This is a genomic window from Arthrobacter sp. Y3225116 (assembly GCF_059091245.1).
Map to the genome: position 1 here is coordinate 1 of NZ_JBNHGL010000023.1, position 20589 is coordinate 20589.

At 63.6% G+C, this 20589-nt stretch carries 18 protein-coding genes; 14 read left to right on the forward strand and 4 right to left on the reverse strand.

From position 1 onward, the window contains the following. Positions 1-561 precede the first annotated feature (561 nt). From AC5RV2_RS04335 to AC5RV2_RS04350, 4 genes are all read left to right on the forward strand, one after another. Positions 562-1770, forward strand: a complete 1209-nt coding sequence (locus AC5RV2_RS04335; RefSeq protein ID WP_494091358.1) for an IS110 family RNA-guided transposase — start codon at positions 562-564, stop codon at positions 1768-1770. Positions 1771-1938: 168 nt separating this feature from the next. After that, the gene (locus AC5RV2_RS04340) at positions 1939-2676 is read left to right on the forward strand and encodes a GntR family transcriptional regulator (RefSeq protein WP_494091335.1); all 738 of its coding nucleotides are present in this window, start codon (positions 1939-1941) and stop codon (positions 2674-2676) included. Between the two features lie 108 nt (positions 2677-2784). Then, positions 2785-3699, forward strand: a complete 915-nt coding sequence (locus tag AC5RV2_RS04345) for an amidohydrolase family protein (RefSeq protein WP_494091336.1) — start codon at positions 2785-2787, stop codon at positions 3697-3699. A gap of 148 nt (positions 3700-3847) precedes the next feature. Beyond that, a complete protein-coding gene (locus AC5RV2_RS04350) occupies positions 3848-4603 on the forward strand; it encodes an alpha/beta fold hydrolase (RefSeq protein ID WP_494091337.1) in 756 nt (251 codons plus the stop codon). 37 nt (positions 4604-4640) lie between these two features. Here the strand turns inward: AC5RV2_RS04350 and AC5RV2_RS04355 are convergent, their stop codons facing one another. The 3 genes from AC5RV2_RS04355 to AC5RV2_RS04365 form a co-directional block, all read right to left on the reverse strand. Continuing rightward, on the reverse strand, positions 4641-5309 hold the full coding sequence (locus tag AC5RV2_RS04355; protein WP_494091338.1) for a 3-oxoacid CoA-transferase subunit B: 669 nt from the start codon (positions 5307-5309) through the stop codon (positions 4641-4643). Beyond that, positions 5306-6019, reverse strand: a complete 714-nt coding sequence (locus AC5RV2_RS04360; RefSeq protein WP_494091339.1) for a 3-oxoacid CoA-transferase subunit A — start codon at positions 6017-6019, stop codon at positions 5306-5308. The genes AC5RV2_RS04355 and AC5RV2_RS04360 overlap by 4 nt, the downstream gene beginning before the upstream one ends. Positions 6020-6240: 221 nt before the next feature. Further along, complete coding sequence (locus AC5RV2_RS04365; RefSeq protein WP_494091340.1) at positions 6241-7008, reverse strand: IclR family transcriptional regulator; 768 nt, start codon at positions 7006-7008, stop codon at positions 6241-6243. A 160-nt stretch (positions 7009-7168) separates the two neighbouring features. On the opposite strand from AC5RV2_RS04365, the gene AC5RV2_RS04370 reads away from it, so the two are divergent. The 6 genes from AC5RV2_RS04370 to curA all read left to right on the forward strand — a co-directional run bounded on the left by AC5RV2_RS04370 (position 7169) and on the right by curA (position 14684). Next, positions 7169-8662, forward strand: a complete 1494-nt coding sequence (locus tag AC5RV2_RS04370) for a hypothetical protein (protein ID WP_494091341.1) — start codon at positions 7169-7171, stop codon at positions 8660-8662. 187 nt (positions 8663-8849) lie between these two features. After that, positions 8850-9281 carry a hypothetical protein gene (locus AC5RV2_RS04375; RefSeq protein ID WP_494091342.1) on the forward strand — a complete coding sequence of 144 codons (432 nt, stop codon included), beginning with the start codon at positions 8850-8852 and terminating at the stop codon, positions 9279-9281. 287 nt (positions 9282-9568) lie between these two features. After that, on the forward strand, positions 9569-10630 hold the full coding sequence (locus AC5RV2_RS04380) for an ABC transporter substrate-binding protein (RefSeq protein ID WP_494091343.1): 1062 nt from the start codon (positions 9569-9571) through the stop codon (positions 10628-10630). Positions 10631-10725: 95 nt separating this feature from the next. Then, positions 10726-12495 carry an ABC transporter permease gene (locus AC5RV2_RS04385; protein ID WP_494091344.1) on the forward strand — a complete coding sequence of 590 codons (1770 nt, stop codon included), beginning with the start codon at positions 10726-10728 and terminating at the stop codon, positions 12493-12495. A gap of 3 nt (positions 12496-12498) precedes the next feature. Then, positions 12499-13632: an ABC transporter ATP-binding protein gene (locus tag AC5RV2_RS04390; RefSeq protein ID WP_494091345.1), complete on the forward strand. Its 1134-nt coding sequence runs from the start codon at positions 12499-12501 to the stop codon at positions 13630-13632. Positions 13633-13664: 32 nt separating this feature from the next. Further along, the gene (gene curA / locus AC5RV2_RS04395) at positions 13665-14684 is read left to right on the forward strand and encodes an NADPH-dependent curcumin/dihydrocurcumin reductase (protein ID WP_494091346.1); all 1020 of its coding nucleotides are present in this window, start codon (positions 13665-13667) and stop codon (positions 14682-14684) included. Positions 14685-14721: 37 nt separating this feature from the next. On the opposite strand, the gene AC5RV2_RS04400 is transcribed toward curA, so the two are convergent. Next, positions 14722-16467 carry a helix-turn-helix domain-containing protein gene (locus tag AC5RV2_RS04400; RefSeq protein WP_494091347.1) on the reverse strand — a complete coding sequence of 582 codons (1746 nt, stop codon included), beginning with the start codon at positions 16465-16467 and terminating at the stop codon, positions 14722-14724. A gap of 199 nt (positions 16468-16666) precedes the next feature. On the opposite strand from AC5RV2_RS04400, the gene AC5RV2_RS04405 reads away from it, so the two are divergent. The 4 genes from AC5RV2_RS04405 to AC5RV2_RS04420 all read left to right on the forward strand — a co-directional run bounded on the left by AC5RV2_RS04405 (position 16667) and on the right by AC5RV2_RS04420 (position 20588). Next, positions 16667-17947, forward strand: coding sequence for an LLM class flavin-dependent oxidoreductase (locus AC5RV2_RS04405; protein WP_494091348.1), 1281 nt, complete (start codon positions 16667-16669; stop codon positions 17945-17947). Positions 17948-17989: 42 nt separating this feature from the next. Next, the gene (locus AC5RV2_RS04410) at positions 17990-18934 is read left to right on the forward strand and encodes an MBL fold metallo-hydrolase (RefSeq protein ID WP_494091349.1); all 945 of its coding nucleotides are present in this window, start codon (positions 17990-17992) and stop codon (positions 18932-18934) included. Further along, positions 18931-19548, forward strand: a complete 618-nt coding sequence (locus AC5RV2_RS04415; RefSeq protein ID WP_494091350.1) for an NADPH-dependent FMN reductase — start codon at positions 18931-18933, stop codon at positions 19546-19548. The genes AC5RV2_RS04410 and AC5RV2_RS04415 overlap by 4 nt, the downstream gene beginning before the upstream one ends. 218 nt (positions 19549-19766) lie before the next feature. Next, the gene (locus tag AC5RV2_RS04420) at positions 19767-20588 is read left to right on the forward strand and encodes an ABC transporter ATP-binding protein (protein WP_494091351.1); all 822 of its coding nucleotides are present in this window, start codon (positions 19767-19769) and stop codon (positions 20586-20588) included. Position 20589 lies beyond the last annotated feature (1 nt).

Here is a 20589-nt window from a genome sequence, read left to right on the forward strand (position 1 = left end):
CCATCAACTACATCTTCGACGACATGCTCCCGGACATGCGCGCCGCCGGCATCGACGACGCCACCATCAAGCTCCTCCTCGAGGACAACCCGGCCGACTTCCTTACCACGCGAAACTGACTCCCCGCCATTACACACCACCCTTCTATCCGGCCATCGGGCAGCGTAGAAGAAACATCGTTCGAGCGGCAAAGACTTTGGGAATATCCTGCGGATGTGTGCAGACCCTCGGTGCGAACCCTGCAACGTTCGTTAGCTTCAAACAGCTCGAGGACTCATTCACGGCACCGCACGTCTTCCAGATGGCCGTCCGTTACCTTTTTCGTAGCCCGATCCTGTTGCAGGATTTAGGGTGTGCTGGCCGGCCGGTCCCGGCATGGTTGTTGCCCCCAGTCGTTTCATGATCAGGGGGGTGTTGCCACCGGGACCGGCTCGGCGGGAGTTGATCGCTGATAGAGGCACGGCTTGCGGGGTCATTCGTAACGTGGATGCCGACGACTGCCTCCATGGTCCGGCCGGCACAGGCAGCAGCTGACGGCTCTTCGGAAGGCGGTACGCAGTGATTCTTGACCAGCAGGACATCGACGTTTTCGTCGGCCTGGACGTCGGCAAGTCCGACCACCACGCCGTCGCCCTGGACCGATCGGGCAAACGGCTCTACGACAAAACCCTGCCCAACGATGAAACCAGACTGCGGGAAATCCTCACCGGCCTCGGCCTGCACGGCAAGGTCCTGCTCGTCGTCGACCAGCCTGCCACGATCGGAGCGCTACCCGTGGCCGTCGCCCGGGACATGGGCGCAACGGTCGGTTACCTCCCTGGCCTGGCGATGCGCCGGATCGCGGACCTGCACCCGGGACAGGCCAAGACCGATGCCCGCGATGCTGCGATTATCGCCGACGCAGCACGAACGATGCCGCATACCCTGCGTTCGATCGCGCTCGGCGATGAAGCCATTGCCGAACTCGGCGTGCTCTGCGGCTTCGACGACGACCTCGCAGCGCAGATCACCGCGACCAGCAACCGCATCCGCGGCCTGCTCACCCAGATCCACCCGGCGCTGGAACGCGCACTGGGCCCGCACCTGGACCACCCTGCGGTCGCGGACCTGCTGACCCGCTACCCGACCCCGGCAGCTTTGAGAACCGCCGGCCGCGGCCACGTCCGCGCCCGGCTGAAGAAACGCGCGCCACGGGCAGCAGACCGGCTCACCGACGCCGTGTTCCACGCCCTCACCGAGCAGACCGTAGTAGTCGCCGGCACTGGGGCCGCCGGCATCGTCTTACCCAGACTGGCCGCGCAACTGCTGGCCCTGCGCACCCAGCGCGATGAAATCGCCGCCCAAGTCGAAGCACTCGTGGAGGCCCACCCTCTTCACCAGGTCCTGACCTCGATGCCCGGCATCGGCGTCAGGACCTGCGCCCGCATCCTGACCGAAGTCGTCGGCAAAGACTTCAAAGACGCCGGACACCTGGCTTCCTATGCCGGCATCGCGCCCGTCACCCGCCGCTCCGGAACGTCAATCCGCGGTGAGCACACCAGCCGTCGCGGCAACAAGAACCTCAAACGGGCCCTGTTCCTCTCCGCCTTCGCCGCACTGCACCATCCGCCCTCCCGCGCCTACTACGACCGCAAACGAGCCGAAGGAAAACGCCACAACCAGGCCATCATCGCCCTCGCCCGCCGCCGCTCGGACGTCCTCTTCGCCATGCTCCGCGACAGCACCCTCTATCAAGATCCAAAGCCCGCACCCATCGCTACCGCCGCTTGACGAAAACCATAGAGGCACCCCCCCGTTGGCGTCGGAACGGCACCGCGCGTACCTACTACCGGCTCGCGCCAGGACCACAACCACGCACCGAGGTTTAATCCTGATTCAATTCGCCTGGTTTGGTACATTAGGCCCAGTGTGACAACCGGATCTTCTATTGTTATGACTATGAGAGCCACTGTGGACCGCACTTCCCCGATTCCTCTGCATCGGCAGATCCGAGACATCCTGCGGGAGGAGATTCAAGCCGCTGAGGATAGCGAGGAGCTCGACCTAACCGAACGGAAACTTATGGGTCGGTTCAAAGTGAGCCGGGCACCCATCCGTCAGGCGCTTAAGGAACTGACCGACGCCGGGTACCTGTACCGCCAGCGCGGGCAGGGCACCTTCCCTGTACGTGGCCTACAGCTCCGCCCCGATGCTTTGCGCTTGGGCGGGTTGTCCGCATTCCTCAAGGAGCAGGGATTGGAGGCCTCGTCCAGTGAGCCAGAGCTGGGACGCACTCGACCCCCTGAGGACGTCGCCAGAAAGCTAGACCTGCCGAACGACGCCGACGTGTTCGTATCGTCCCGCGTTTACACCACTCAGGGCCAACCCCTGATCTGGTCCCGCGTGTACCTTCACATCCCAGCACCCTTCAACCCCACGGTCCACGAGATTGAAGAGGCAGGCGGCCTCTTCGCCCTGCTTAGCCGGGACCCGGACCTCCACCTGGCGCAGGGCGAGCATACGATCTACGCAGACTGGGCCACGTCCGAAGCCGCTAAGACGCTCTCTATCAAAAAGGGTGACCCCGTCTTGGTCATGGAGACTAAAATGTTCACCCGGTCGGGCAAGCTGGTTGGGTTCCGTTATATAGTCCATCGGCCGATCGATTACAAGTTTGTCTTGACCGTCACCGGTTAAGTCCGCATACCGGAGAAAAGTGTCCGTTTCACATTAAGGGTCTTGAGTTCAGTAGGCCTACCATGAAACATTTATTATAACATTATTGCTTCAAGCCCGGAGAGTTCGATGAAGGCCATTGACGTCCACGTGCATTACCCTGCCGAGCCGGACGCCCCGTACCCGCCGTGGGCCTCGGATGCCGCCAGCAACCTCGGCGGCACGGACGGCCCGGGCACCAATATCGACCTCATGGCCGAGTACTACGAGTCCCTGGACACCGTGGCCGTCCTCCTGAACGTCGACACCCGGACCAACAGCGGACTCGAACCGATGCCGAACGATCGCATCTCCGATGCCATTAGAAAGTACCCAGGCCGATTCATCGGCTTCGGCAGCGTCGACCCCTGGTCAGGCAAGGCCGCGGTCAAGGAAATCAAGCGTATGATCCTCGATCTGGGGCTCACCGGCGTGAAGTTTCAGCCGATCACCCAGGCGTTCCACCCGGACGAGCCGCACTTCGCGCCGATTTGGGAGACCTGCGAGGAGCTCGGGGCGAAAGTCCTCATCCACATGGGTACCACCGCGGCCGGCAAGGGCACTCCGGGCGGCCGCGGACTTCATTTGAAGTACGCCCGGCCGATCCCCCACCTCGATGACGTGGCGGCCCGCCACCCTGACCTAACGATCATCGCCGCGCACCCGGGCTGGCCGTGGCACGAGGAGCTCATGGCAGTGGCGCAGCACAAGGCCAACGTCTACTTCGACCTCTCGGGCTGGGCTCCCAAGTACCTGCCTCCGACCGTCATCCAGCAGATGAACAGCCTCCTGCAGGACAAGGTCCTCTTCGGCTCGGACATGCCGCTATTCAGCGTCGAGCGCTGGATCAAGGAGTTCGAGGAGCTCGACCTCAAGCCCGCCGTGCGCGAGAAAATCCTCTACAAAAACGCGCAGAAGCTCTTCGGCCTCGAGGTGGGGGACTCCGGCGCCGGAGTCCCCCACCGCGAGGCCGTGACGCATGGCAGCGCAAGCCTTGGAAGCTGACGACCCTTCCGCCTTGGCGCCGTCTGGTCCCCCTGTCCATCAGGAGGACCAGACGGCGCCCTCGTGGTTCCGAAGCGCGGTTAAGCAGCACGCCACCCTGGCGGCACTGGAGTCCGACGGGGGAAGGGTCGCCTATCGCACTTGGGGTGTGGGCGAGCGTCTGGTCGTCCTGGTCCACGGCCGCTCCGCCAACTCACACTGGTGGGACCACATCGCCCCGCTGCTGACGGACGTCCCTGCCGGGACACGCGTAGTCGCCTTGGACCTGCCCGGGCACGGGGACAGCGATTGGCGCGCCACTTACGACGTGCGTTCCTGGTCCCGCGACGTTGCTCGGCTCATCGAGGCAGAACGAGGCCGGTATGATCCGGTGGTCATCGGGCACAGCATGGGGGCCTCGGTTGCGCTCGTCCTCGCCTCCCTTGGTTTGGTGCCTGTTGCCGGGGTTGTAGCCATCGATTCGCCTGTGGGTATCCCGCATATGCAGAACGGGCAGTTCGCACCGCGGGGGCGCAGCTACCCAACCCACGCCGAGGCCGAGGCGAGGTTCCGCCTCATGCCGCCCGATCCGGCGTCGTTGGATTACATTGAACGCCACTTTGCCGCCCATGGGGTGCGCCAGCGCCCGGAAGGCTACTGGACCTGGAAGACGGACCCGGCGGCCATGGCCCCCGCCCTAGTTCTGCCGGAGGACTTGGCCCCGTTTGACGCCCCGCTGCTGGCCGTACTGGCTGAACGGGGCCTCGCCACCGCCGGATCGACGCGCGGGCTGTTCGAACGTGCGCGCGGGACAACCGCCGTCGTCACCATACCGGAGTCGGGACATCACGTCCTGGCGGACCAGCCGCTTGCCTTGGCGTCCCTCCTGCGACTCCAGCTCACATATTGGCGGCCGACGCATTAGGCGCCGGCCGCCAATAAACGGGTGAGGCCGGGTACCGCTAGGGCCGCTGGTGGAGCAGCGGCGCGCCCGTGGCGCCCTGGAGCTGGTCCCAGGCCACCCCGGGGGCGCTCTCCCTAACCACGAGGCCGTCCTCCGTCACGTCGATGACGGCCAGGTTCGTATAGATTCGGTTCACGCAGCGGGCGCCGGTCAGCGGAAAGCTGCACGCCTCGACGATCTTGGGATCGCCCTTGCGCGTGGTGTGTTCCATGAAGACGAAGACGTTCTTGCTGCCCTGGGCCAGGTCCATGGCCCCGCCCACCTGGCCCAGAGCAGCGTTCGGCATCTTCCAGTTGGCGAGGTCCCCGTGCCGGCTGACCTGGAACGCGCCCAGCACGGCTGCATCCAAGTGGCCTCCACGGATCATGCCGAAGGAGTCGGACTGCGAAAAATAACTGCCGCCCGGATGCAAACTGACTGGTTGTTTACCCGCATTGATGAGGTCCGGGTCCTCCTCCCCCGGGGAGGACGGTTTGGGCCCGATGCCGAGGATCCCGTTCTCGCTGTGGAGCAGAACCTCGCGGCCGGCGGGAATCCAGTCGGCCACCATCGTCGGCAACCCGATCCCCAGGTTGACGGCCCAACCGTCCTGCAGGTCCCCGGCTACCAATGCAGCGACGTCCTGCATCTCCCAGCCCTTGATCTGGTTCTCTACGGTTGCGGTCACGCTGCATTTCCATTCTTGGCTGCGGGCTGCGATCCGGTTTGCGGTTCCACCGGTACATGCACCAGGCGTCCGACGAACAGGCTCGGGGTCACGATCGCCTCGGGTTCGATGTCCCCGAGCTCCGCGAAGGAGCTGTATTCGGCAACAGTGACGCCGGCGGCCGTGGCCATGACGGCGTTAAAGTTCCGCTGGGCCTTGCGGTAGGTCAGATTTCCCCACCGATCGGCCCGGTCGGCCTTGATGAGGGCAAAGTCGCCCACAATGGCCTCCTCAAGCAGATGTTCGTGGCCGTTGTAGATGCGGGCTTCCTTGCCAGCGGCCAGCTCGGTGTGGGCGCCGGTCGGGGTGAAGAAAGCGGGGATGCCGGCCCCGCCGGCTCGGATCCGCTCCGCCAGCGTGCCTTGCGGGACTAGTTCCACCTCCACCCTGCCGGCGTCGATCTGTTCCACGAGTTCGGCGGCGTGCGGGCCCACCGGGAAGGTGCAGATGATTTTTGCGACCTGGTGATTGCTGATTAGCGCTGCCACTCCGCCGCCGACCGCACCGACGTTGTTGGACACAATCGTAAGGCCGGTCACTCCCGTGTCCGCTAAGGCGTTGATGAGGGTGGACGGTAAACCGCTTCCACCGAATCCGCCCACCAGGATGGTGGAACCGTCGCGGACATCAGCGAGCGCTTCGGCGGCTGATTCATATCGTTTATCTAGCATTCGGACCTACTTTGATGACCGTCTGTTCGACGCAGCTCTGGAGTCTCGACCCCGGCCAGACATGGGCCGGCTCTGTGAGGGTAGACGCCCGGGACAGTCCCAGTGTGATCCACCCAACAAGAGCTTGTCATAATATTGTTACAGCAGCAACAACCACTGTGAGGCCCGAGCCGGCTTGGCTGGCGACCGTCGCCCTCATGGCGGGATACCGCTAAGGGTCCCTATTCGCTCTCAGTGCCCGCCAACGCCTTTGCAATCTGGTTGGCGGACTCCTTGAGCCGCTTTCCCCACTCGACGGTGGGCTGTTCCGAGAAGCGTTGCGCAGTTCCAGACACGGCCAGCACGGCTGTGGGGTAGCCCCGTTGGACAGGAATGGGACAGGCGATCGAGGCGGCGTCCGGAATGCGGGTACCCATAGACGGCATGACACCTGTGTCCTTCATGCGCCCGATGCGCTCCAGCACCGTATCGATATCGTCAGGCCGAATCTCGCCGGGTAAGTTCTTCAGGTAGACCCGCACGGCATCCTCGCCGTAGCGCTCGGCGTCCATGGCCAGGAAAACGAGCCCGACCGCGCCCCTGGCAATCGGCACGGATTCATAGAGCCGCTCCACGTGCAGGACGCCATGCCGGCCCGGAAGTGACTCAATGCAGGTCATTTCCGCGGAGTTGAGCCGGACATAGAGCCCGACGGTCTCCATGCCACACGCAGACCGCAGGTCCATTAGAGGGCCTGCCGCTGCCATCCGGAGCCGGGGGTAATAGTCGACGGCGCTGGCGACCTGCACGAGAAAGTCCCCCAGAACCACGCGCCCGTTCGGGAGCCGCCGGATGGCGCCCCGTTCCTCCATCGCATTGAGAATCCGGTATGTGGAACCGACAGAAATCCCAACCCCCTGGGCGATGGCCCGAACCGTGATCGCCCCCTGCGATTCCGCCATAAAACCAAGAAGATCCAAAGCCTTAGTGACCGTCTGCGCACTGTCCATTAGATGCCCTTCGAGGAGAAATGTCTTTCCGCTATCCGGACAGTATAGTCAGGGCGCTTGCCCTTGTGTGGCCGGTCACATGTAATTTGAGGCAGAAGGACACCGCCACCACACCTCGGTGGCGATCGCCCCACTTTCTCCTACTCCGAAAGGACCACCCGTGACTTTGGAAACCACCAACATTCAGAAGACTCCCACCGGCAGCACCTACGCAGCCTCCGGCATCGAGCGTCGCCACGACATCCCGACCCCTCGGTGCCCGCACCTTCCTGAGGTCAAGGACGTCGAAGAGCTCCTGCCGTACCTCGAGTCCGTCGCCAAGCGTCCCTACAGCCACGGCCTGTGGCCGGCCTGGGACCTGCAGAAGGGCGAGAAGGTTCTGGTTCGAATGACCACCTGGCACCACCCGATGGTCATCGAGGCCGTCGAGCGCACGCTCAAAAAGTTCGAGGTCGACTACACCTTGCAGATCGAAGACAAGGGCGACATTCCCAAGTGGGACGGCGCGGACGAGGTGGAATACTATCTGGCTCGCACCAAAGAGCTCGCGGCCTGGATGGACGAATGGCGCGACATGGACTCCAAGTCGACCTACGACAAGATCATCATGGGCTACGGCGGGCCAATCCTGGCCCAGCGCAAGACCAAGATCCAACGGATGCCGTTCATCGTCCCCGAGCAGGTCGCCAGCCCGGCGCACCTGACTCCAGCCGAGGTCCTCAAGGCCATCGACGACTGGACCTGGGAGCGCATTGGGAAGGCGGAGTCTGTCCACCTGACCGACCCCGAGGGCACGGACATCCGCTTTACCAACCACGCGGAGTACTGGAACGATGACCGCACGCTTTACCGTCGCGAGCACGCCGAGCGCACCGCGGCGGATAACATCCCCATGTGGGAGGACTACCTGCCGGGCCACATCTACGGGCGCCCGCCGTTCCACCTCAAGCAGGAAGACGGAAACGGCGTCATCGCCGGAACCATGAACCACATCGCCCCGTACCCGCGCATGGAGCTGGAAATCCGGAACTCGGAGATCGTCGAAATTCGCGGCGGCGGCGAGTTCGGGGAAAAACTGCGTGCTGTGGCCGAGCAGACCAAGGACATTCAGTACCCCGGCTACAACACCCCGGGCATCATGCAGTGGTGGGAGGCCTCCATCGGCACCAACCCCAAGATCCACCGCCCTCGGGAGGGTTACCCGGAGGGTTACAACTGCGGCCTGTACGAGCGCATGCGTGCCGGCATCATCCACATCGGGTTCGGCACCGTCATCTCATCGGATCCGGAGCGGGAAGCCGCCCGCCGCGGCGACTTGGTGGGCCACTGGCACGTCCACTTGAATTTCCCCACCTACACCGCAGAAGGGCCTGACGGCGATGAGATTATCATCGAGAACGGCCACCTCAAGGCGCTCGACGACCCGAAAATCCGCGAGATTGCCGCCAAGTATGGGGATCCCGACGAAATCCTCCGCGAGGACTGGATTCCGGCAATCCCAGGTCTAAACCTTCCCGGCAACTACGACGAGGACTACGCCTCCGACCCAATGGACTGGACTCTCGCCGAGTTGCATATCTGCCGCAAGTACCACCCACTGTTCATGCAAATGATCGGCGCGGGCGCCCAGGACGGCGACGGGCACTGCCACTAAGCACCGAAATTTGACCGGCGACCACCCACTGTGACCAGCCGGACCACCACCGCAGTTCCGGGGATCCCCTTGGCGCCCACGGCCCCAAGGGGATCCCCTTCCTTTCCTAGGAGTCCCTATGCCGTCCGCCCCCACCCGTCCCCGCAGCACCGCCACCACCCCCTGGATACTCTTCACCATTGCCTTGGTGTCCGTTGCCCTCCATCTTTGGCTCGGCTTCGCCTCTGCCCACAGCACATGGATGACCGCGTTCATGGTTGCCATGGCCGCCGCGTGCCTGCCCTGCACACTCAACCTGCTGCGCTCCTGCTCGACCAAGGGATTGCTCGCGATGATTGGGCTCGCGGCTGTCTCCGCCGTCGTCCACGGCGCCATTCTGGCAGTCGAGCTTATTGGTTCGGGCTCTTTTAGCGGCCATGGAGCCCACGGCCACGCCGCCGCAGATGCGGCGGCTGGCGCCGGCTCCAGCATAGAGCTCATTGTCCTAGTCGCCGTCGAGCTGGGCGTCCTGATCCTCGCCTACGACAAGTACTTTCAACAAGCCAATGGCGGGCCCGCACCCGCAGCCATGGCCACATCAGCAAAGCCGCAACGCGCCAGCGCTTCCATTCCGGCCTAGCAAGCGACCTACTCTGTTCCCACCGCTTGTGCATCCGGTTTCCGGACGGACACCGCTCCTCGACGAGCGGGCGTAGCAGATAGGGAAGGCTTTTTCGTGTCCGATATACGGAAACATCTTTAGAGGTCGTCGAAATTCCTTGGCATAACATCCGAACATTGTTACGTTGGCTGCGATGAATAAGTGACATCTCTCACAGAACATCACGCAGTCGACCAGCCCACTGCCGAAACACCTGCAGATCCTTCTGCAGCGGCCACGTCCATCACCCAGACCAAGAGGTAGTCATGACCACAAACTCCGGCCTTCGCAAGGCCCTCCCGTTGCTCGCCGTCCTCCCCCTGGTCCTCACGGCCTGCGGCGGCGGGGCCGACTCCAGTAACGAAGCATCAGCCGCACCCGCAGCTTCGGGCAGCCTCGAAGCCATCTGCGACGCCGCAGCGGCGGAGAGCAGCGAAGCCGTCTGGTACGAATCCAGCCTGCCCGAGCAGACCGACAAGATCATCGCGGCCTTCAATGAGATTTATCCGGAGGTCGGCATCGTGCACCAGCGCGTCACCGGCGGTGCCGGCATCGGCGGCATGGTGATTCAGGAACTCCAGGCCGGCGGCCGCACCGCGGACTTCTTCACCGCCTCTCCGGAAATCGCCAAGCAATTGGCTGACCGCGATTACCTCCTGGAGATGAAGCAGGAGGACCTCGGTATCACCGATCCGGAGCTTCTGCCGCAGGCCTACGCGATGCTGACAACCTCGACCGTCCCGGTGCTGACGTACAACACCAACGACGTGTCCAAGTCGGAGATCACCGGCACCTGGGAGGACCTGACCAATCCGACGTGGGATGGCAAGATCATCACGTGGAACCGCTCGGGCGTTTACCTGGCCAACATGGTCCCGGAATGGGGCGAAGAGAAGACCCGGAAGTTCGTCGAGGACCTGGCCGCCAACAACCCAACACTTAGCGAATCCACCTTTGACATTGCCCAGCAGGTCGGCGCCGGCACCAGCCCCATCGGTGTGGGCCTCTATCACACCACCGTCGAGGTCCAGGACAGCGGCGCCCCCATTGAGTCCGTGGTCCTTGACCCCGTTCCCATATCCAACCTCTACAGCGGAGTCGTCAAGGAAAGCCCCAATCCGATGAGCTCCCAGTGTTTCCTCGGATGGCTCGCTACCGAGAAGGGCGCCCTCGCCTACGAGGCGGCCACTTTCCGTGGCAACTACCTAATCGAGGCGACCGAGACCGCGAAGCTCGTCGCGAAAGCCACCACGTCGACGATCCCCTTCGACAACATCGACGACACCGTCAAATACACGACGGAGTTCAACGAGATTATCGCCAAGTAATTCCGCCCAACTACTCCGTTCCCGCGGCCCGTTGAGGGCCGCAGGACAGAAAGGGTGGAGCAATGGTTGCCACGGCAGTCAGAGAGCCAGAAGAAATGACGATCGCAGAGCAAGCAGTCCGACCCGAACCGCCGCAGACCACACCGCGCGGCCCCTCCGCACAGACCGTCCGCCGCTGGATCCCGACGCTGTCGTTGGGCGCGATCCTGGTGTACCTTGTCGCCATCCCCGTCATCTACGTGGCATGGAGCAGCTTCAAACCTACGGGCCTGGTTTTTGACCCGGGCTTCACCCTCGAGCACTACGCCGACTTGTTCGTCGGCTCGAACATCGTCGGACTGTTCCTTAACACCGCGCGCTTCGCCCTCGGCACCACTGTCATCGCCCTCGCCATCGGCGTGCCGCTCGCCTGGGTTATCGAGCGCACCGACATTCCGTTCCGGAAGCTCTTCCGGGCACTAATCATCCTGCCGATGGCCACCCCTCCCGTGTTGCTCGCCATCGGCTGGGTCACGGCTCTGGACCCCCAAATTGGCGCTGTCAACGTTGGATTGATGTCTTTATTCGGCCTTGAGGAAGCCCCCATTGGAATATTCTCCATGTGGGGCATGATCCTCGTCGAGGCCATGGTCCTCATTCCGACGGTCTTCCTGTCGTTGTCCCCGGCCTTCCGGAACATGGACCCCAACCTCGAGGACGCAGCTTTCGCCTCGGGCGCCAGCCTGTTCACCACAATCCGCCGAATTATCCTGCCGATGCTGACCCCCGCGATCCTCTCGACCGGCGTGTTCCTCTTCATGCTCAGCTTCGTGGTCTTCGACATCCCCGGAACGATCGGCGTACCGGCAAACGAGGAAGTCTTCTCAACCCGCATCGTCAAATACGCAATCGACTCCCCCACCGGGATCCCCGAGTACGGCCGCGTCAGCGCGCTGGCCGTGGTCTTCCTGATCATGCTGTTCATCCTGACCTTCTTCTACAACCGCCTGACGCGGCAATCCCAGAAGTTCGTCACGGTGAGCGGAAAGGGCTTCCGGGCCAAGCAGTTCCTCCTGGGCAAGTGGAAGCCTGCGGCGATGCTGGCCGTTTTCGCCTACTTCGTACTCTCCGTCCTGGTGCCGTTTCTCATGCTGCTGTGGCTCAGCCTGCTGCCCTTCCGCGCGGGCATCTCGGCCGAGACGCTCTCCCAGGTCAGCATGCAGAACTACACCGACTTGGCCGCCAACCCGCGGCTCCTCGACGCCGCCGGCAACACGATCATCATTGCGGTCGTCGCCGGCGTCGTCGTCACCTTGCTGTCCGTGGTGACGTCCTGGGTGGTGGTCCGGCACAAGTCCCCGGGCTCGAAGGTCCTCGACCTGCTGGCTTTCTCCCCGCTGGCCCTGGCCGGCGTCATGATGGGCACGGCATTAATCTTCGTGTACTTGAGCCTGCGTTCCGTGCCCATCTACGGCACGATTTGGATCATCGCTATCGCCCACATCACCATGTACATCTCGTTCGGCTCCCGCCTGACGAACGGCGTGATGGCCCAGATCAGCGGCGAACTCGAAGAGGCCGCCGCCGCGAGCGGAGCCACGAAGCTCCAAGCCCTCGCGCGCATTACCATCCCCCTCATGGCGCCGGCACTCACCGGCCTGGCCATCTGGGTTGTCGCCCACTCCATCCGCGAGTTGTCCACCGCGTTGATGCTGCAGGGACGAGGGAACTCCGTCCTGTCCACCTTGTTATGGTCCTTCTGGGAAGGCGGACGTCCGACCCAGGCGGCAGCGGTGGGCATCGTCATGATGGTCGCCCTCGCAATCCTTGTCGGCGTCTGGCAATTCTTTAGCGGCCGCACACCAACTTCACGAAAGGGACACTGATCCATGTTGAAAGTCAGCAACCTCAAGAAGGGCTACGACGGCGGAAATTCCGCCGGCCTCGCCGTCCACAGCGTCGAATTCGAAGTGGCCTCCGGCGAGTTCTTCACCCTGCTGGGCCCCTCCGGCTGCGGCAAAAGCACCACGCTCCGCTGCATCGCCGGCCTGGAACAGCCCACCTCGGGCAAAATCGAAATCGGTGATCAGGTGGTCTATGACTCCGCCACCAACACGAATCTGCCGACGAACATCCGGGACTTCTCCATGGTCTTCCAGTCCTATGCGGTCTGGCCGCACCTGACCGTCTTCGAGAACGTAGCCTTCCCGCTGCGGGTTAAGAAAGGCGCCAGCAAGTCCGAGGTTCGAACGAAAACCCTTCGTGCTCTCGACATCGTTGGACTCGGCGAGTACGCCGACCGCTCGGCCACGCTGCTGTCCGGCGGTCAGCAGCAGCGCGTCGCCCTGGCGCGGGCGATCGTTAAGGAAGCCAAGCTGCTCCTCCTCGACGAGCCGCTGTCCAACCTGGACGCCGAGTTGCGGATCGAAATGCGCCGCGAGCTGCGCAACCTTCAACAGGAGATCGGCATCACCACGATCTTCGTTACGCATGACCAGGAGGAAGCCTTAAGCATGTCCGACCGCATCGCCCTGCTGCGCGCGGGCAAGCTGGTCGAGCTCGATTCTCCGCAGAACCTCTACCTTCGCCCGAAGGACGCATTCACCGCCCGCTTCATAGGCCAGGCAGATCTAATTCCTGGCACAGTTGTCTCGCGTTCCGACCAGCATCTCTTGGTCAGCACACAGCTCGGTCATCGACTAAAGGTCCGGGCCGAGGAAACCGGCGCAGCGGAAGGGGACAGCATCGACGTACTGATCCGTCCTGAGCACATCCTGATCTCCCGCGGCGACCACGTCACGGATCCCAACCTCATGGGCGAGAACCGCTTGTCCGGCACGGTGATCGAAACCCAGTTCTCCGGCAAGATGCAGGAATCCTTGGTGGCGGTGCAGGACCAGCAGATCAGGGTCCAGTCCCTGACCAGCGACCTGTACGACGTCGGCACGGTCGTCGATCTTCTGCTTCCGGTCGAGCGGTGCATCGCCGTGAAGTCCGATCGCGCCAGCCTGGTACCGGCCTAGGGCATGCCTGTCACAACATGGAAGGAGATCGAATGGCCGCACTGACGAATAGGCGCATCCGTCTGGCAACCAGGCCTTACGGAGAGCCGGTCGCAGGGAACTTCCAGCATGACGCGGTGCCAGTGTCCCCGCCTGGGGCCGGCCAGGTGTTGTTGCGCACGAAGTACCTGTCGCTGGATCCCTATATGCGGGGCCGGCTGAGCGCAGCCAAGTCCTATGCCAAGCCGGTCGAGGTAGGCGATGTCATCCTCGGCAGTACGGTCTCCGAAGTCGTCGAGTCCAACGCGGACGGTTTCACGGCTGGTGACATCGTGTTGTCCAACGGCGGTTGGCAGGAGTACAGCGTTGAATCGACCGAGCGCCTGCGCAAGCTCGACCCTACGGCAGCACCTGTCACTACCTCGCTCGGAGTGCTGGGCATGCCCGGCTTCACCGCCTACGCCGGCCTGCTGTCGATCGGCAAGCCACAGCCGGGTGAGACGGTAGCCGTGGCAGCCGCCACCGGGCCCGTGGGCTCGGCCGTCGGTCAGATCGCCAAGATTCGAGGCGCCCGGACAATCGGAATTGCTGGGGGCCAGCTCAAAGTCGACTACCTGCGCGAACTTGGTTTCGACGAAGCCCTAGACCACCGCGAGCCGGACCTGAAGGCCCGTTTGGCGGCAGCGTCGCCCGAGGGGATCGACGTCTACTTCGAAAATGCCGGCGGTGCCGTGTGGGATGCTGTACTGCCGCAACTCAACAATTTCGCCCGAGTCCCCGTCTGCGGATTGGCCGCCAACCTAAACAAGACCGAGCTGCCGGAAGGGCCGGACCGAACCCCGCAACTAATGCGCAGCATCCTGTCCCGAAGCCTCCTGCTGCGGGGGTTCATCCACCGGGAGTTCGTCGAGACAATGTTCGCCGACTTCCTGGCTGACATGACCGGCTGGGTGGCCGCGGGCCAGGTGAAGTACAAGGAGGACATCACCGTAGGGCTCGAGCACGCGCCAGAGGTGTTTGTCGGCATGCTCCGGGGCGCCAATTTCGGCAAGACCATCATCCAGGTATCCTGAGGCACCATGAAGTCCGAGCATCCGGTTTCGGTGACGGCTATGGGGTCAGTAGTCCCAGCGTCAGGGTCGCGATCCGTGCTTGGAGCAGGTCCTCCGGATTACGCAGGTTCAGGGCACACAGCGATTCGACCTGGCGGACGCGATAGCGAACCGTATTGCGGTGGATGAACAGCATCTCCCCAGTGCGGTCCGCGTCGCAACTGCAGTTCAGATATGCGGTCAGCGTGGCCACCAGCGGGCCCGACTTCTGCCGGTCGTGAATGAGGGCCGGCCCAAGAACCCGTCGGGCGCTGGCCACCAGTTCCTCAGGCTTCTTCGTGTCAATGAACAGGCTGAGGATCCCCACATCATCCCGCACCAAGACCCTGCGCGTTCCGTCCAGGCGCTCGATGAAGGCAAGGCTGGCTTCGGCATCGGCGTGCGAGGCCGGAACCTGCGCCAGGGTGTCCGCAGGCGCCCCGACCCCTACGGCGCGGATCACACCGTGAGCGCCACCATCGGCTGCCACGATCATGGCCTCGGCCCAGTTGCCGGCGCTCTTGCCACCGACATTCCCCTCACCATCCACGGGGACGACCGCGGTCAGGGTGCTGCCACCGCCCACAACTAGGACGCCGGGGGTCCTGGTTAGCTCCCGCCGCACCCTGGCCGGCGCCTCCACTTCCTGACCGGTGGTGTCGGCGGCAGTACCGTCCCGGAGCCTCAGCAACACCACCCGGTAGCGGGTTCCGGGCACCAGGCCGTAGCGCCGGGCCCGTTCAACCGCTTCCTCGTCGTACGAGATCCGACCCTGAAGCAGGTCAATGAAGAAGTCGGTCCGCAGCCGGTCCTCGGTAGCTTGGATCATCCGTTGCTTCACGGCCTCCAGTGCCAGGATCGTCGCGGCGTGCTCCACGGCGCGACGGTCCAGCTCAGCTTCAGCCCGACTCCCCGGCAAGACCACAACGTGGCCCAGGCGTTCCCCGGGGATGCGAATCCCGGCCGCCAGCAACCTGTCCTCCTCGATTGGGCCGCCGTCCGGAGGCAGAGCATCCAAAAGCTGGCGAGTACCACCCGGCTGGTCCCCGCTGTGCGAGATAGCCCGCACCGTACCGTCCTCGCGCAGGACGGCCACCGGGCGTCGGATGAGATCGGCCAGGGTCTGCGCCACCGAGGCCGTGTCCGCTCCGGCAACGGCGGCATTCGTTAAGTGCCGGTGGATTTCATGCCCGCGTTCTAGGGAGATCCGCTGGTGTTCAAGCATTTCGTTGCTCTCCTCCAAATGGCGGATGGTTTCCTGACGGTCCTCCAAAAGCCGGCTGATTCGCAGCGAGACCGCGGACTGGGCTGCCAGCGTTTCAATGATCTCCAACTCCCCTGGGCTGTACGCACGCCGCTCAGAGGAATAGCCGTTCAAGACGCCGATGACGTGTCCATCGATGAACAGCGGGACCGAGACCATGGACCGGTAGCCAAAGCGTGCGGCGAAGGCCCGCCACGGCACTTCTTCCGGGACATCATCCAGGTCCACATTGACGATCGTCCGGCGCTCATCGGCGGCCTGCCTTGTCGGAGAGCTCAGGTGGGCGGAGTCGTCGTTGACGAGGAACAGGTCGTGGAGGCTCTCGATGTACTCCGCCGGGAAACCGTGCCCTCCGGCCATGCGGTAGGCATCCGGGCGGGCGCCGGGAACCAGGACCCCGCAAAACCGGAAGCCAGCGAGCTCACAGATCCTTCGGCAGATCATCGACACGGTCCTCTCGGCCGGGTCCCCGCTCACAAGGCTGCCGATGAGATCAGCCATGAGGGCAAGACCGGAGGCTGAATGGCTTGTATGCGCCGCCGCTGAAACGGTTTCTTCGGGGTGCATCGGCCACCGCTTCCTAAGAGATTTGTTGTAGCGAATAAAGAAATACAAATTAGCTGTTATGGGAAACATACCTCTTCGCTGTGACGCATGTCATGCTCGGATCAACCCCACGCCCCCACGAAAGGTATCCGCAATGGTCAAGGTCATTCTGCAGCTCTACCCCGTTATCCCCGCAACCAACGAGGAGGAACGCGCCGCACTCCGTCCCATCGGCCGCAACGTTGAGCGCTACCACGAGGTCGTCCACGGCCTGACTGAGCTCGTGAAAACCGCTGAGCGCCTGGGCTTCTGGGGCGTGTCCACCATTGAGCACCACTTCCATTCCGAGGGCTATGAGGTAGGACCCAGCCCCAGCGTGCTCAACGCGTACTGGGCAGCCTTGGTCAAGAACATCCGCGTGGGCCAGATTGGCTACACGATGACGACCCAGAACCCGCTTCGTGTCGCCGAGGATACTGCTGTCCTCGACCACCTCACGCGGGGAAAGTCCTTCGTGGGGTTCTCCCGCGGCTACCAGCGCCGCTGGACCAATGTCCTCGGCCAGCACTACGGGGCCCGCTCAACCTCGTCCCCCAAGGACCGCGATTCCGACTACAACGCCGGCCTGAAAGCCGACTCGCTCAAGCAGCAGGTAGAGGACGACCGCAAGAACCGCGAGGTCTTCGAGGAGCACGTGGACCTCGTCCTGCGCGCCTGGACCGAGGAGAGCATCTCCCACCATTCGGAGAATTGGCAGATCCCCGCCGGACCAGAGGGCATGCCCTACTGGGAAATGGCGGACGCCACCAGCCGGCTGGGCGCCCACGACGAGGTGGATAAGGATGGGACGCTGCAGCGTATCTCGGTGACGCCGGCCCCGTACACCAGCCCGCACCCGCCGGTCTTCGTAGCCGCAGCCGGCAGCCAAGAGACGATCGAGTTCGCCGGCTCCCGCGGATTCATCCCCTCCTATTTCACTCCGTCCGGCAAAGCAGCCAAGTACGCGGCGAAGTACGTCGAGGAAGGCGCCAAGGCCGGCCGGGACTACATGTTCGGCGAAAACCAGAACATGGTCCGCTGGCTGCAGATCGGCGACACAAATCAACAAGCCCACCAGATGCTTCGGGACTACGATCTCGAGCTGTACAAGAACCTGTACTACCCGCTCTCACCCTACGGACGCATGGACACCGAGAACCCCACCCAATCCCTCGTTGACTCTGGGCTTTACCTCGCGGGCACCATCGACGAAGTCAAGGACCAGTTCGTGGGCCAATGGGAACAGCTGCCGGCGGAGTACGTGACGATCGTGTCCCACTACGGGCAGCAGCCATTGGAGAGCGCCATCCGCAACCTGGAGCTGTTCGCCGAGCACATCGTTCCGGTACTCAACGAGATGACAGCCGCCGCCCACGCCCCCTCCCCCGTCGCCTAGCGCCCGAGAGCGCTGCCGAACACAGTCCAGGAAGGACGATCCATGACTTCTCCAGCCGCGATCCACCCCATCCTCTCCCCGTGGGGCCGGTTCGGCCTCTACAGCTTCTTCATCGATGCCCCTGAGCCGGCAATCATTGACACCGGCATTACTATCTCCCCACAGACGGGCATCCTGCCCGCGTTAGAGGACCTTGACCGCAGCCTTGAGGAGATCCAGTGGATCCTGCTCACCCACGGCCACATCGACCACATCGGCGGTGCTTACGCGATGTGGAAGTCCACCGGGCGCCGGGCCCAGGTCGCCATCCACCGGGAGGACGCCGAGCTACTGCGTCGGCGCCAAGCCCATATAGAGTCCTACGTGCGGATTCGGCAGCAGTACCTCGATGACCCCGAGGGGGTCGCCAAGCAGAAGGCGATGTTGGCCGACGTCATCTCCGGCGAAATGGAGCCCACGGTACTGCTGGATGGCGGCGAGCGGCTCGACCTGGGCGGCGGCACGACGGTCACCGTGCATCACACGCCTGGGCATACGCCCGGCTCCGCAACCTTCGTACTCGACGACCAGCGGGCTGCGTTCGTGGGCGACGCCGTACAGATCGCCGGCGCAGCGAACGGGTTTCCGGGCTACGAAGACCCTGCCGGGTACCGGGACAGCCTCCTGCATCTACGGGATACGGTGCAACCGGAGGAAATCTACCTCGGCCACCCCTTCCGGAACGTGCAGGGCAAAGCGTACGACGTCCACCTGCAGGGTGAGCAGGCCCGCTCCGCCCTACAGGAGAGCCTCGACGTCGAGTCACGCATCTCCGAGCTGGCATCCCGGCAGCTCGAGTCGGGATTGAGCGGCGGAAACGGCAAATACGATCCGTTCGCGTCCGTTGCCGACGAGATTGGATATACCGCTGACCCGACGCTCGAACCGTCGCCGTTCTTTATTACTTTGAACGGCTACCGCCAGCAGTTCGCCGAGGTTCGGTCATGACCCGGCCGAACCACTTCGTCGGCCTCGGCGGTACCACCCGCCCAAATTCCTCAAGTGAGAAGGCCCTGCGGGCCTCCCTCGACCACACGGCGGCCAGGGGTGCCACGACTCGACTGTTCACCGGCGTCGAGCTCGCCCAGCTGCCGCTGTACACTCCGGACGAACGGGACCGCGGGACTGTGGCCCGGGACCTCATCGAGGAGTTACGCCGGGCCGACGGAGTCATAGTCGCCTCACCGGGCTACCACGGTTCAATCTCCGGTCTGGTCAAGAATGCCCTCGATTACATTGAGGACCTGCGCCACGACACCAGGCCCTACCTCGCGGACCGCGCCGTCGGCCTGATCGTCACCGCCTACGGTTGGCCAGCCGCGGTAACAACCCTCGCAGGGCTCCGGGTGGTGGTCCACGCCTTACGCGGTTGGGTAACCCCCTACGGCGCCACCATCAACGCACTGGAGACCCCACCCATTGGGTCGGACGAAGACCCCAACCCGGATGTGGTGCGCCAACTCCACAAGGTGGCCGACGAGGTCATGCGATTCACCGACCTGATGGCGGCGAGCCGCAACAGGGAATCCGCTGAACTCCTGGCCACCAGGCCCGCCTCCTAGTCATGGCGTGAGTGTTGCGATGCCGTCCCCGCGACGGGTGGGCGGCAAGCCTCGACCGCGAGTCTGCCGACAAACTCGAAATTTGGTGACAGCCATCACACTAATGATATAACATTACAACTACGAGTGGCCTTGGTCACACTTTAGGACCATCGAGCACCATATGACACGGCAGAACTTCTGGCCTAGCGGTGCACCGTTCAATCGAGGAAGAACCGATGACAGTACAACATCAGGTCGCAACCGATAGTGGCGGCACGACCTTGGAGGCGCGCCCGTTCATTGATATCCGAAACGTGGGCCAGGTCTTTCACACACAGTCCGGCGGCGAGGTCGTGGCCCTCAAGGACGTGAACCTCCAAGTTCAGGACGGCGAGTTCATCTCGGTCCTCGGACCGTCCGGCTGCGGCAAGAGCACGCTCATGCGCATCCTCGCCGGCCTGACGAGATCGACCACCGGCGAGGTCCTTATCAACGGCACACCCATCGACGGTCCCAACCCGCAGGCCGGGGTGGTCTTCCAGCAGCCCGCCCTCTTCCCCTGGCGGACGGTACTCAAGAACGTGACCCTCAGCGCCGAGGTCCTGGGCCTGCCGAAGAAGGCCGCGAAGGAGCGGGCGAGGGAACTATTGGACACCGTCGGGCTCGAGGATAGTGGGCACCTCTACCCGTACGAACTCTCCGGCGGCATGCAGCAGCGCGTCGGCATAGCCCGCGCTCTCCTCCACGATCCAAAGATCCTCCTCATGGACGAGCCGTTCGGCGCCCTGGACGCCCTGACGCGCGAGAACATGGGCCTCGAACTTCTCAACTTCTGGGAGTCGAACCGCAAAACGGTCGTCTTCATCACCCACAGCGTAAACGAGGCTTTATTCCTGGCCGATCGCGTGGTCGTCATGGCGGCGAAGCCAGGCCGGATCGCCGAGATCCACCAGGTGGCGCTGAATCGCCCCCGCAACCTCGACATGATGGCCGCCCCCGAATTCACCGAAGTGGCCTCGCACCTTCGCCGACTGCTCGGCGCCAAGACGGGAGACTGAC